Annotated in this window: 13 protein-coding genes and 1 tRNA gene; 8 read left to right on the top strand and 6 right to left on the bottom strand. The window is 44.3% G+C overall.

Annotated elements, in window-relative coordinates; translation table 11 throughout:
• The first annotated feature begins 78 nt into the window (after positions 1 to 78).
• The gene (fldA, locus tag ACK8P8_RS10345; RefSeq protein ID WP_099294709.1) at positions 79 to 579 is read left to right on the top strand and encodes a flavodoxin FldA; all 501 of its coding nucleotides are present in this window, start codon (positions 79 to 81) and stop codon (positions 577 to 579) included.
• Positions 580 to 660: 81 nt separating this feature from the next.
• Here the strand turns inward: fldA and ACK8P8_RS10340 are convergent, their stop codons facing one another.
• The 4 genes from ACK8P8_RS10340 to ACK8P8_RS10325 all read right to left on the bottom strand — a co-directional run bounded on the left by ACK8P8_RS10340 (position 661) and on the right by ACK8P8_RS10325 (position 5,226).
• Positions 661 to 2,565 carry an AAA domain-containing protein gene (locus tag ACK8P8_RS10340; protein ID WP_186978398.1) on the bottom strand — a complete coding sequence of 635 codons (1,905 nt, stop codon included), beginning with the start codon at positions 2,563 to 2,565 and terminating at the stop codon, positions 661 to 663.
• 10 nt (positions 2,566 to 2,575) lie between these two features.
• Positions 2,576 to 3,415: a type I methionyl aminopeptidase gene (gene map / locus ACK8P8_RS10335; protein WP_369858888.1), complete on the bottom strand. Its 840-nt coding sequence runs from the start codon at positions 3,413 to 3,415 to the stop codon at positions 2,576 to 2,578.
• Positions 3,416 to 3,473: 58 nt separating this feature from the next.
• Positions 3,474 to 4,178 carry a L,D-transpeptidase family protein gene (locus ACK8P8_RS10330; protein WP_218014309.1) on the bottom strand — a complete coding sequence of 235 codons (705 nt, stop codon included), beginning with the start codon at positions 4,176 to 4,178 and terminating at the stop codon, positions 3,474 to 3,476.
• Positions 4,179 to 4,347: 169 nt separating this feature from the next.
• Positions 4,348 to 5,226 (bottom strand): Cbp1 family collagen-binding glycoprotein adhesin, encoded by an 879-nt coding sequence (locus ACK8P8_RS10325; RefSeq protein WP_099293794.1) that lies wholly within the window; start codon positions 5,224 to 5,226, stop codon positions 4,348 to 4,350.
• 242 nt (positions 5,227 to 5,468) lie between these two features.
• Here ACK8P8_RS10325 and ACK8P8_RS10320 point away from each other — a divergent pair, with 242 nt between their 5' ends.
• The 6 genes from ACK8P8_RS10320 (at position 5,469) to ACK8P8_RS10295 (ending at position 9,523) form a co-directional block, all read left to right on the top strand.
• Complete coding sequence (locus ACK8P8_RS10320) at positions 5,469 to 6,278, top strand: AraC family transcriptional regulator (RefSeq protein WP_186978395.1); 810 nt, start codon at positions 5,469 to 5,471, stop codon at positions 6,276 to 6,278.
• A gap of 74 nt (positions 6,279 to 6,352) precedes the next feature.
• Positions 6,353 to 6,760: a pyridoxamine 5'-phosphate oxidase family protein gene (locus ACK8P8_RS10315; protein WP_186978394.1), complete on the top strand. Its 408-nt coding sequence runs from the start codon at positions 6,353 to 6,355 to the stop codon at positions 6,758 to 6,760.
• A 346-nt stretch (positions 6,761 to 7,106) separates the two neighbouring features.
• A complete protein-coding gene (locus tag ACK8P8_RS10310; protein WP_186978393.1) occupies positions 7,107 to 7,964 on the top strand; it encodes an AraC family transcriptional regulator in 858 nt (285 codons plus the stop codon).
• Between the two features lie 238 nt (positions 7,965 to 8,202).
• Positions 8,203 to 8,718 (top strand): DUF2867 domain-containing protein, encoded by a 516-nt coding sequence (locus tag ACK8P8_RS10305; RefSeq protein WP_369858887.1) that lies wholly within the window; start codon positions 8,203 to 8,205, stop codon positions 8,716 to 8,718.
• Between the two features lie 137 nt (positions 8,719 to 8,855).
• The gene (locus tag ACK8P8_RS10300) at positions 8,856 to 9,026 is read left to right on the top strand and encodes a diguanylate cyclase (RefSeq protein ID WP_369858886.1); all 171 of its coding nucleotides are present in this window, start codon (positions 8,856 to 8,858) and stop codon (positions 9,024 to 9,026) included.
• A gap of 59 nt (positions 9,027 to 9,085) precedes the next feature.
• Positions 9,086 to 9,523 (top strand): DUF5053 domain-containing protein, encoded by a 438-nt coding sequence (locus ACK8P8_RS10295; protein ID WP_186978391.1) that lies wholly within the window; start codon positions 9,086 to 9,088, stop codon positions 9,521 to 9,523.
• Positions 9,524 to 10,059: 536 nt separating this feature from the next.
• On the opposite strand, the gene ACK8P8_RS10290 is transcribed toward ACK8P8_RS10295, so the two are convergent.
• Positions 10,060 to 10,133, bottom strand: a tRNA-Pro gene (locus ACK8P8_RS10290).
• A gap of 211 nt (positions 10,134 to 10,344) precedes the next feature.
• Between ACK8P8_RS10290 and trxB the strand changes: the two genes are divergently transcribed.
• Positions 10,345 to 11,304, top strand: a complete 960-nt coding sequence (gene trxB, locus ACK8P8_RS10285; protein ID WP_099293780.1) for a thioredoxin-disulfide reductase — start codon at positions 10,345 to 10,347, stop codon at positions 11,302 to 11,304.
• A 139-nt stretch (positions 11,305 to 11,443) separates the two neighbouring features.
• On the opposite strand, the gene ACK8P8_RS10280 is transcribed toward trxB, so the two are convergent.
• Positions 11,444 to 12,445 (bottom strand): DUF2027 domain-containing protein, encoded by a 1,002-nt coding sequence (locus ACK8P8_RS10280; RefSeq protein ID WP_369858885.1) that lies wholly within the window; start codon positions 12,443 to 12,445, stop codon positions 11,444 to 11,446.
• Positions 12,446 to 12,582 lie beyond the last annotated feature (137 nt).

Below are 12,582 nucleotides of genomic sequence, written 5' to 3'. Positions count from 1 at the left end.
AAAATTTAGCTATTTATAGGGATTTCACGGGGTTGTGGAAGGGGGTATCTTTGTCATGAACAAAAAAGAAAGATGAAGATGAAAACGATAGGAATATTTTATGGCTCCACGACCGGGGCAACAGAAGGAGTTGCGGAAGCGATTGCTTCTCGCTTGGGTACAACAAATGTGTTTAACGTGGGTAACACGAAAGTGGACGAAGTGGATAAATATGATGTTTTGTTGTTGGGTAGTTCAACTTGGGGAATCGGTGAGTTGCAGGATGATTGGGGTGTTTTTCTCGATAAGTTGAAAGGTAAGAATTTGTCCGGCAAGATGGTTGCGATATTCGGTTGCGGGGACGGTATGTCGTTTGGTGGTTCTTTCTGTGATGCAATCGGTATTATTTACAATGAACTTCAAGGGACAGGATGTGAGTTTATCGGTAGCGTGGATGCTGACGGGTATAGTTATGATGATTCTGTCGCGTGCGTGGACGGTCGTTTCGTGGGATTACCGTTGGACGAGGCGAACGAGTCCGAGTTGACAGATAAAAGAATAGATACTTGGGTTAGTAATTTAAAACAAGTGATTTGTTGAGTCTAGTTGTTGTTTTTGAATTAGAGGGCTGATTTCCACGGCCCTCTTTTTGTTTGGAATTATTGAAGTTGGGGTGTCAATTTATAGATTGATTATTTTCCCTCTCTCCCCGATATATTCATACAATGCTTTGTAGAAAGCGTGGCGGGTGAGGGTTGGGGCATCGCCGAGTATGATAAGTTTTACGCGGGCCCGGGTGATAGCGACATTCATGCGACGCAGGTCATTGAGAAACCCGATGTTGCCGTCTTCGTTGGCACGGACGAGGCTGATGAGAATGACATCCCGTTCTTGACCTTGGAAACCGTCGACGGTGTGAATGGTAATAAGGCTTTTCAAGGGATGAAAGAAACGGTTGTGCTTGATGAGTTGGCGGATGTATTGCACTTGCACCCGGTATGGAGAGATTAGTCCGAAGTCAATTCTTTCGTCTAAAACTCGTTCTATCCCGATTTTCTCGATATACTCTTGTAATTGTTGTACCAATAATTCTGCCTCCGGCTTGTTGATACGCCCGAAGGTTTCGTTTACACGGTCTTCCGAAAGTTCGAGTCGTGCCGTGTCGAACCACTCGACGGGGGTGTCGAACTCGAGGATATTGCGGTGGCTCACCTCGGGAGCGGCTTGCAGGCGTCCCCGGTAGAACCATTTTGACGGGAAATGCATGATGTCCTCGTGCATCCGGTATTGGATTTCGAGCATGGAAACAGTTTCCGGTTTCCGTCGGGAAATTTTTTGTATCAAAGTCCGGTCTAATCCGCCTCGTGCCGCCTCGATACATTTGATCGTGGGCGGGAGTTGGTAATGATCTCCGGCAAATACGACCCGGTTGGCTTTGGTGATAGCTATCCAGCAAGCGGCTTCGAGGGCTTGTGCCGCCTCGTCGATAAAAAGGGTGGAAAATGTTTTCCCGTTCAATATCTTGTTTGCGGAACCTACCAGAGTGCAGGCTATCACGCGGGCTTCCCCGAAGAGTTGGGCGTCGATTTTGATTTCCAGTTCAATGGCTTGATCACGCAGGCGATTTAAGCGGGAGCGTTCCGATTCTTTTTTGTTTCCTTTCAAGCGTTTGACTCGAGCTATTGCTTCCCGTATGGCACTTCGGACGGAGCGTAACGTCGGGTAGGAGGGGTGTGATTCGAACCGGCGTTCGTACGTGAACGCGAGCATTTTGTCGTTTACCCGTGTCGGGTTACCGATTCGCATGACGTTTACCCCCCGGTCTACTAACTTCTCGGCTATCCAGTCTACTGCCGTGTTGCTTTGGGCGCATACCAGTACTTGGTTTTCCCGACGCAGTGTTTCGTACACGGCTTCTACTAGGGTTGTCGTTTTGCCCGTTCCGGGGGGACCGTGTACGACGGCAACTTCCTTGGCACGGAGTACCCGATTGACCGCTTTTTCCTGCGAAGGGTTCAGCCACATGAGGCGTGTCGGGAGAATTTCCCGTTGTTGCGGGGTGATGCCGCCGAGAAGTACTTCCCGCAAGTGTGCCAAACGGTTGTTCTTTGCTTCCATGACTTCGGTCAACGCGGCAAACATGGTCTTGTATGAAGTACCGTCGAAATACAATTGAACGCCCAATTCGCGGGCGTTTTGTACGTCCAGCAAGGCATCGGGATGAGGCAACGCGACCAGCATCGTGTTCTCGTGCACGTAGCTGATAGTTGCCGAGAAATTGAAATAGCGTAATTGCCCGGCATCGTCAAACTTGAAAAAGCAAACCGGACGACCGTATTCGAAATTGTGTTCCGTTTCGTCATTCTCGTCACGATTGATCTCAACGACCAACTGGTTTAACGAGTTGTAGTAGCTTCGTCTGGGGGCTACCGGGTACCAACACACGCCTTGCCGGATACGTTTCGGTATTCCGGCTCGTTGGGTTTGTTGATAAAACATCTCCTTCTCGCATTCGTATTCCTGTTGCAATAACTTGTATTGCCGGAGTAAGTCGACGAGCGGGGAGTCTATCTGTTCGGAAGCCATGTGTAGGAGCTTACCATGTTAATATTTCTATTCCCGTTTCGGTGATCAAGACGGTATTTTCCCATTGGGCGGACGGTTGTTCGTCTTCGGTAATGACTGTCCAATCGTTCTCCTCGTCTATGAATATATCCGCTTTTCCCATGTTAATCATGGGTTCAATGGTAAAAATCATGCCGGGTACGAGGAGCATTCCCGTGCCTTTGCGTCCCACGTGTTCCACTTCGGGTATCTCGTGGAATTTCAGTCCTACCCCGTGCCCGCAAAATTCCCGTACCACGGTATAACCGTTGTTTTCGGCGTGGGCTTGGATGATGGCACCGATGTCACCGAGGAATCCCCATGGTTTGGTAGCCTCGATTCCTCTTTCAAGACATTCTTTCGTGACTTGCACTAGGCGCTGTTTGGCTTCCGAAACGTTGCCAATCATGAACATACGGGAGGCGTCGGAAAAGTAATCGTTATAGATGGTGGAAACATCGACGTTGATAATATCCCCGTCGCGCAGAATTACGTCTTTGCTCGGGATGCCGTGGCAAACTTCCTCGTTGATCGAGGTGCACACGCTTTTGGGAAATCCCTCGTAATTCAACGGTGCCGGGATAGCCCCGTGTGCCACGGTGAAATCGTAGACCAGCGTGTTGATGTCTTCGGTGGACATTCCCTCGTGGATATGTGCCGCCACGTGGTCAAGCACGGCGGTATTGATCTTGGCACTCTCCCGGATACCTTCTATCTGTTCTGCATTTTTGATGATTTTCCGGGGAGGAACGACGTGTCCCTGACGACGATAGTATTTCAGTTTTTCCTCGATTTCCGGGGAAAGTTTTTGTTCGTTCTTGTTAAATAGCATATTGCTTTCTCCTTTTTGTAATTGCACGCTAAGGTAGTGATTTTAAGGATAGGTTATTCTATTTCGCGAATAGATAATTACCAAGGCGGTCGACGGAAACATTCAATTCTTTTAAGTCTTTGATAAACAGATCGTGTCCGGAACGCAGATTGTCCCAGAAGTCAAGCAAGTCGGGATACGCTTTGTAGGTTTCCCTGTATCGCACCACGTTCTTGTCCGAGAATTTGAAAGGGAATATATAGACGGGGATATTCTTTTGCCCGTTCTGACGTGCCTGCACGGCGTACAGGTATATCTCTTTAATATGATTATCGGTCATCGGGAGACATCCGATCGTGACACAATTGCCGTGAATGCAAATACTTCCCCCGAGGTTTGATGCTTTGCTCTTCAGTCTGTCCGACCGGTTCGGGTAGTTTATCATCAGTGAAAGGTGGTAATTGCTGGCAGGGTTGAAATGGCTGATGTGATAGAAGCCTTCCGGTACTTGGAGATCACCTTGGCGGCGTTTAGGGCCTAAGCGACCGGAGCGGGCGCAGATGCGATAGGTCGTGATTTTCTTGTACACGGAGTCTTTAGGTGCTTTAGCGTAGACCGTCAAGCTCTCTTCCTGTTTATAAGCCGTGATAAGGATATGTATATTGTCAAACGATAACCCTGCATCTTGTAATCGTTGTCTTAACAAAGTTTCTTTTTCTTGGTAAGCATTCCGCACGCGGGGATATTTTTTTTGTTGCTTCACGAAATCTGGTTCGTTTTCCATAAACAAGCATAATGAGATGAGAAGGAGCATTTTCATAGTCTTTTCTTTTCGTGTCGTGTACAAAGTTCTGAAAAAATACGAGAAGATGCAAATAAAAAAAAGATGCCCCGGAGAATCCGGAGCACCTTGCCTGTGTGTGTTGTGTGTATATGAGTGTGTGAATTTGAAGTTACTCGTTAATCATCACTACCAAGTATTTGGTTTGTTTCCAGAATGCACTCGGGTTGCTGATTTTCAAGGTTTGCATACCGTCGTTTCCCTCTTCCACGGCGTATGAATCGCTTGGGTGAACGGAAAGGATTTTTGCTTTCTTGGAGTTCAACGCTATCGTGGTCAACTCGCGCATATCACCGTCCACGAATGCAGCGTTTTGTGCTTGGGTGGATACGATTGGCGGGCAAAAGATTCCTTGCCGTGTGATCACGTTGGCATCTCTCAGGTTTTTTCTGGAACCTAACAAGTAGTGAACGGTGTTCATCGTTTGATCCTGTTGAGAGATCGTTTCTTTTTGTGAGGTTGATTCTTGTTGCAGGTTCTCCACGTTTTGATTCAATTCTGCAATTTGTTTCGTTTTGATACCCAGTTCTTTCTCTCTTGCGGCGAGAACTTGGTTGAGTTCGTTGAGTTTTTGGTCGCGGATAGCCAATTCTTCGTTCAGTCCGGCGATCAATTTCTTGAATTGTGCCGATTGGCTTTTGTTGGATTTTTCCAACTTGGCTATTTGAGTCTTGTAACCTTCAATAGCGTCCGCCAAGGCTTGCACGTCGTTCTTTAAAGCGGTGATTTGTGCTTTGCTCTTGTTACTCTTGCTGTCGCTTTGTGCTTCAACAGCAAGAATATGTTCCGCTTCCCGGATAGATTGCATTCCGGCTGAAATGTCATTTAGATCGGTCAGTAATTTCTCCATTTCATCGCCTTGAGTGTTGCTGATGGCTTGTAGTGAATCAATTTTCGCTAACGCTGATTTATATTTTTGTGAACTTTCCACGCAACTGCCCAGAAAAGCGATAGAAAACAGACTAATCGTTAAAAAGATAAACGTTCTCATAGTTTTTTTGTTTTTGATGTTTTATTCTATGTCTTAAATAAAACAACTGGTATGCCATGGTATTTTATTATATTTAAATGACTGATATACAGCGAATGTGTCGATTCGTGATATTGTGGAATATGGGGAATTAATTGCCTCACGTGTGGAATTTCTCCCCAGTATTGGCGTGGAATCATGTGGATAGTCCGGATTTTTTTGTGTAGATTTGTTTTTGGAGAAACCGATATATAGACCAACCGATGTATAAAGAATATCAGCCTCATGAAATATTGGCACCCTATATAGATAAGTATTGGGTGATGGAGGGTACGTTAGAGCCGGAGGAGCGCATTAAAATTTTGCCGGACGGGTGTACTGATTTTATATTTAATCTGGATGAGTCGGCTAACTTGGCAGATCAAAACGGGATGAAGATAGGAGGTATGCAGGCTTATTTTGTCGGTCCCATGCGGGCGTATTCCGAATTGCAGGTTTGTTCCGAGATGATACACTTGATCGGGGTGAGGTTTACTCCCTGTGGGTTGACCGTTTTCACGAAGATTCCCATGAGTGAGTTTACCGATCAGCGGGTGTTTCTACCGGATTTGGATGTTTTGTTTAACGCTGGTTTTGCTGCAATTTTGAGGGAGAAGAACACCTTGAAGGAACGTTTGCTGATAATCGAGAGATATTTGTTGTTTTGTTTACGTTATTCCGGGGAGGTGGATAAGCAGGTGGCGCGGGCGGTCGGGTTGATGCATCAAGCGGATGGAAAAATTCCCGTGCGGGAACTCATGGAGCAAGTTTGTTTGTGTCAACGGCATTTTGAACGTCGTTTTAAGCACGCGACCGGGTATACCCCGAAAGAATATACCCGTATCGTGAGATTTCGCCGCACCATGGATGTGTTGCGTCAAGTAACTCGTGACAATCTTTTCTCCGTGGCGATAGATTGTGGTTATTATGATCAGTCGCATCTGGTAAAAGAATTCAAGCGATTGTCCGGAAGTCCGCCTTCCGTGTTTGCCTCTTTGCCGAAAGGTATTCCGATTACATATTTAGACGGGTAAAAGTCGATTTTTTACAAGAGATTAGAGTGTTCCCTCTCTTATATTTGCAAGTATAATTTTTAAATGTATTGAAAATGGAAGAATTTAAACGTAAGGCGGAATTATTGTTGGAACAGTGTGATAGCGTGGTGCTGGCATCCGTGGACGAGAATGGTTATCCCCGTCCGGTACCCATGTCCAAGGTGAAAAACGAGGGAATTACCACGATCTGGTTCTCGACGGGAACCTATTCCGAGAAAACAAAACATTTTGAGGTGAACCCGAAAGCGGGAGTGTGTTTCCAGAAGGAAATCAATAGTGTCGTGCTGACCGGAGATATCGAGGTTGTTACCGACAAGGCGGAGAAAGACGCGTTATGGCAGGATTGGTTTATCCAGCATTTCCCCGGCGGAAAGGATGACCCCACTTATTGCGTGTTGAAGTTTACGGCAAAGCGGGCTACTTATTGGCTTGATTTTAAGTTCGAACACGCTGAACTGTAGATAAGCTGGACTGTTTAGGAGGTAAAAGGCATCATTTCCCACGGGTGCCTTTTATTTATAAAAGGTATAAAATACATTTGATTGAGAATAGAATTTTTGGAAAATCTGTTTATAATCAATGCTTTACTATGCTGATAGGAGTTTCATGGAAGTGTGATGGGTGTATGATAGAAGTATCACCCAACCAACTTCTTGTATGAGTGAAAGTTCCTTTTAGCTTGTAGTATGAATGGTGAGGGTTTTCCTATTTATTTCTAAAGAATCCGGCTATCGTTTGTAATTTAGCAATCCGGGAAAAGTCCGTCTTGTTTTTGGTGGTTATTTTTGCGTTGAAATACAAAAAACTATGGAACAAAAGTTATCGACAAAGGAGGAATACGTGAAACGGATCAACGTGATCGTGGAGTATATCAACAATCATTTGGGTGAGAATATCGACTTGGGAATCTTGTCTGAGATGTCCGGTTTTTCACCTTGGCATTTCCACCGGATCGTGCGGGCTTTTTTGGGTGAACCGATCGGGGCTTTCATCACGAGGATGCGTGTCGAGACTGCAGCTCGATTATTGCGCTATTCCGAATTACCCGTACAGGATATTGCTTTCCGGGTGGGGTATGACGTTCCCTCGTCGTTATCAAAGAGTTTCAGACTGTTTTATGGTATTTCACCGAATCAATACCGTAAAAATAAAAATTACACGATTATGAAACCTATTGAATTAAGACCGGATTTACCGTTGGAAATAGAGGAAAAAGTACTGGCACCCCAGCAAGTGATTTACGTGCGACTGGCGGGAGCGTATGTTAATCTGGATTATAGCGCCGCGTGGCAACGTTTGTGGAATCACGTGCGGGAGGAGAATCTTTTCGCACCGGAAGTCGGGCATCTTTGTATATATCACGATGATCCGAAAGTGACGGAACCGGATAAGTTACGTACGGATGTATGCTTGGCGTTGCCTCGTGTCGGGAAACCGAAAGGAGAAGTCGGGGTGAAAGAGGTCGCCGGTGGAAAGTATGCCATATTCCGTTACCGGGGACCGTACTCGAATCTTCATGCTGTTTATGACACTATCTATCTGAAATGGATACCCGAAAGGGGATACAAACTGGGGAATACTCCCGGTTTCGAGAAGTATTTGAATCATCCGGATCACGTGAAACCGGAGGATTTGGTGACAGAGGTTTATATCCCGGTGGAATAAGGGTGTGTTGATGAATTTAGAACAGCTGATATCTGTCAATGTCAGCTGTTTTTCTCTAGCTTTTCGATGTTGAATAGAACAACAATCAGGAATATGATCTTTTTCATGGTACCATTTTTAGTTGAATAGTGTAAAGGTTTGAGAAAAATGGTACAAAATCAATTTTTTAGTCGTGAATTTATTCATAAGGAGTGATTTTTGTGAGAGGGAATGTGTATTTTCGTAAAATGATTATGACATGATGAAAGTAAAAAAGAGTGAAATCCCAGCCGATAGTCTTACCGTGAAATATTTTCCGGCGGATTATAAAGACTCGTTCCGTGTGATATCGAGTGAAAACATTTCAATTGCACCCGATGATTTGATGGTTCATTTTTGGACGGATATGCCGGGGTGGGTGAATGTTCTTTTCAAGTTACGTAATTTCCTCGTGAGATTTGTCGGGTTGAAAGGGGCGGAAGGAGATAGTCTTGAAGAGTTCAAACATTGTATACGTAATGGCGGAAAGTATCATTTTATTGAAATGTTGGCAAAGGATGAACGGGAAACCGTGATGTTGATGAAAGATAAGCATCTGGACGCGTATATCTCGGTTCGGGTAGGTGACAGCAAGAGTGTTTACGTGAATACTCTCGTGAAGTATAATAACCGGTTGGGGAAAGTCTATTTCTTTGTGATTCGTCCTTTTCACGGACTCGTCGTCCGGTCTTCGTTGAAAAGGGCTATTAAAAGTGCGCGGAGTGAAATGAATTGATTGATAATCTTACGCTTTCGAGGTGTGCGGTATTATTGGCTATGATAGAAAAAATAGCAAATTCATAAAAATAATTCGACAAATGTTTTGTGATAAACAAATGTTTATCTACATTTGTAGTGTAAAAGTTTCTTTGAATGTTTTCAGACCAAGAGCTAAAGGCTCGAATGGAACATGAGATGAGAAATCTCAAGTTCTATGCTCTTTACTGGGATATCTTGTTGAAAGATATGTCAGAAGGAGAACTGGAGAGAGCGATTGACTTTCATTTAGATCGTTTGATTGTTTTACTTCGGTTGAAAGGTTAAAAACAGGACACCCTTTTGGGGTGTCCCAAAGAAACTTTACAATTTAAAATGTTTAAGATATGGCAAATTACGAAAAATTGAACAATGAATTGGAGCAGATGAAAGCGAAGTTTATGGTTCTTTCTTCCGGGGAAGAGGAACGTGAGTTTCGTGAAGAGATGGAGGCATTTGTTGCTTCGAAGTCAACAGAAGATCGTAAGGTTCTCGCCAAAGCATTTATTGATGGTGCTGCTAAAGCCTGTGAGCAGGCAGAGAAAGTGTATGACGACACGTTACGTGCCTATTTGGATGGGATATATGAATCTATTTCATGGTCTTATGTTGCCCGACATTATTTTGGTAAAAGTCGCTCGTGGTTAAGTCAGCGTATAAATGGTCTGAAGATTAGGAATAAAGAAGTGCAGTTTACTGCAGATGAAAAAAAGATATTATTGAATGCGTTACTCGATTTGAGTAATAATATTAAACGTACGGCTCTGGTCATAGAGCATCTCTGAAACTTTTACAACTTTAGAGGGAAACCCGCCATGAGAATGGCGGGATTTTTGTGTAAAAAATGGAGTAAATTTAGAGACAAATTGCAATAGGTTCCGGTTCTTTTCTTATCTATGCACTACCAACAACATTAAATCAAAGTATTCATGCAAAGAAGTATTCTTATAATATAGAGGCAGCGTACGGGTGCAAACCGCGAGACTTATCAATTTTGGTTGATGTTGCTGGTAGCGACTGCCTCTCTTTTTTTTAATTCTTAAAACTTTTAGTTATGCCAATAACGAAAGTCGAATCCGCGTCTACAGTGGCGGAAATCCCAACTCTTCAGGCCTGACCCCGTGTAAAGTTGTGGGGGGGGGAGGAAACGATCTCGTCAATTCGTGTTTTTTCGTTATTTGTCATTTTTTTTTGCTCTCTCGCATCAGTTGTAAGTATGCAAAGAAATATATGTAATATTATCTTGTCCCGTTCTTGTCCCGGCTGTAAAATGGGGAAGCGGTTTAATAAATTGTTTTTCAATTTACTAAACCGCTTTCTGTCGGGATGACAGGATTTGAACCTGCGACAACACGCCCCCCAGACGTGGACTCTACCGGGCTGAGCTACATCCCGAATTCGGATGCAAATATAGTAAGAATTTTTGTAATGATGCACGTTGATGCGAAAAAAAATGTAAATATCGCTTATGGTGTAGGCTTTCAGAGAATTGCGGGGAGAAAAAAGAGAGTGGGGTGGAAAAGATTGGAGGTACAATTTTTTTTTGGTAACTTTGCGAATCGTTACGTGGAATAGATACATTGTAAATTAATAAAAGGAATAATTTATGTCTACAGAAAATGCAATAGAAAGAGTTAAGTGTTTGATTATAGGTTCAGGACCTGCCGGATACACTGCCGCGATATATGCTTCAAGAGCTAATTTGAACCCGGTGCTTTACACGGGAATACAAATGGGTGGACAGTTGACGACCACGACCGAAGTAGAAAACTTCCCGGGGTACCCGGAAGGTGTTACCGGACCGGTGATGATGGAGGATATGAGAAAACAAGCCGAGCGTTTCGGTACGGATATCCGTTTCGGTATCGTGAGTGATGTGGATTTTTCCGGGCATCCTCATAAAGTGACGGTTGACGGGGAGAAAGTAATCGAGGCTGATGCCGTGATTATCGCCACGGGTGCTACCGCTAAATATTTGGGATTGCCGTCGGAAGAAGCGTTCCGGGGAGCCGGGGTGAGCGCTTGTGCTACTTGTGACGGGTTCTTCTATCGTGGGAAAGATGTTGCCGTGGTAGGTGGTGGTGACACTGCTTGCGAGGAGGCTACTTATTTGGCCGGATTGTGTCGTAAGGTATATTTGATCGTTCGTAAGAATTACTTGAGAGCTTCAAAAGCTATGCAGGCACGTGTGTTTAACACGAAGAACATCGAAGTATTGTTCGAGCACAACACGTTGGAGTTACTCGGTTCTGATATGGGGGTAGAGGGAGCTCGTCTTGTGTACAAAAAAGGTACCCCGGAAGAGGCAACCAAAGAAATCAAAATCGACGGATTCTTCTTGGCTATCGGTCATACCCCGAACACGGATGTATTCAAGAAATTCATCGAGTTGGATGAACAAGGGTATATCATCACCGAGGGTAAGTCTTGCAAGACAAATGTTCCCGGGGTATTTGCTGCCGGTGACGTGATGGACCCGACGTATCGTCAAGGTATCGCTGCTGCCGGAACCGGTTGCCGTGCCGCTATTGACGTGGAACGTTATTTGGGCGAATTGAATGCGTGAATATTCTAACCATTGAATAGAATCGTCTTCTAATAAAATAGAAAAGCTGTTTGAAATAATATTCGAACAGCTTTTTTTTAATCCCCAATTGATTTCTTATGAAATACGGGATTGTTTTGATATTCCTTTAATATATAATTTACTTGATCGTGACCATTGTAGCCCCGTAACCGTATTGTTTGAAAGAGGCATCCTGATGGTTGAACCGTTTGTATTTGGTTTGCAGTTCCCAGTGAATGCGTTGTCTTAACACGCCGTCGCCTTTTCCGTGTATGAACACGATTTTCATACCCCGCCGCAGTTTATACTCTTCCAGTGTTTTGTGAAAAACGTCCATTTGGTATTCCAACATATCTTTATTATCCATTCCGACAGTGGTTTCCAGTAACTGGCTAATGTGGAGGTCTACTTCAAGTATGTTGCCAACCATTTGTTTATGGGGACGTTCGTGTTGTTTGTCTTCCGGTTTCGGAGCGGCTTTCTCCAAGAATTGCTCCGGGATAACTTCCAGACCTTCTTCTTTAACAATGCTTTCTTTGTCAAGCGGGCGGAGCAAGGTGATCGTGTTGAACCAGCGGGTATGCTTGTATGCCCCAGTTTTGCAGAGGTTGGTGGGCACGATCTTGATTTGTGCGTCTATGGCGTTTCTCAACTGGTGAACACCCTTTTGATAAAAGACGGCTTGTACATGAATTCCTTTGATGTTGTCCAGTTCTTTCAATGAATAATTACCGATCAGGTAAGTGGTGTCGGGGTTGCTGTTGCCTGCCGTGATACCGGTGTATTTTTCCCCGTCATGGAACGAAATGGAATACAAGCTTGTCTGCGTGGTATCGTTCACGAGATAAATGTCGAAACGGCTACCCGTGAGATCATTGAAGTTCTCGGGTACGAATGCAAGGTAGACGGTATCGGCTGATTGCATCACCACGTTTTTTTGTTTTGCCGCGGGTGATGCGTTGATTTTGTTTACCGGGGCAGAATCCGTGTGTATCACGACAAGGTCATTGGTCGAGGCGGGTATCTCGAAACCATATTCGTCACAGAACACGTTTACCGTGTTGTTATCTATGATGCCCGTTACTTTTCCTTCTAGTTTTTCGGATATAAACCGAACGATATCTCCTATTCTTACATTCATGATATGTGCTTTTTTGTCCTACAAAAGTAGTGTTTTATCTCTTTATTACGAGATGTTGGAGTGAATGATTTGAAAGCGTATAGCAAAAAAATGCCCCAATTAATGGAAAAAACCATTGGAATGTATTAATTTAGCGA

Source organism: Butyricimonas muris (assembly GCF_046365375.1).
Taxonomy (GTDB): Bacteria; Bacteroidota; Bacteroidia; order Bacteroidales; family Marinifilaceae; genus Butyricimonas; species Butyricimonas muris.
Note: the sequence above shows the minus strand (reverse complement) of the source record. Positions and strands in the feature narration are given on the sequence as shown.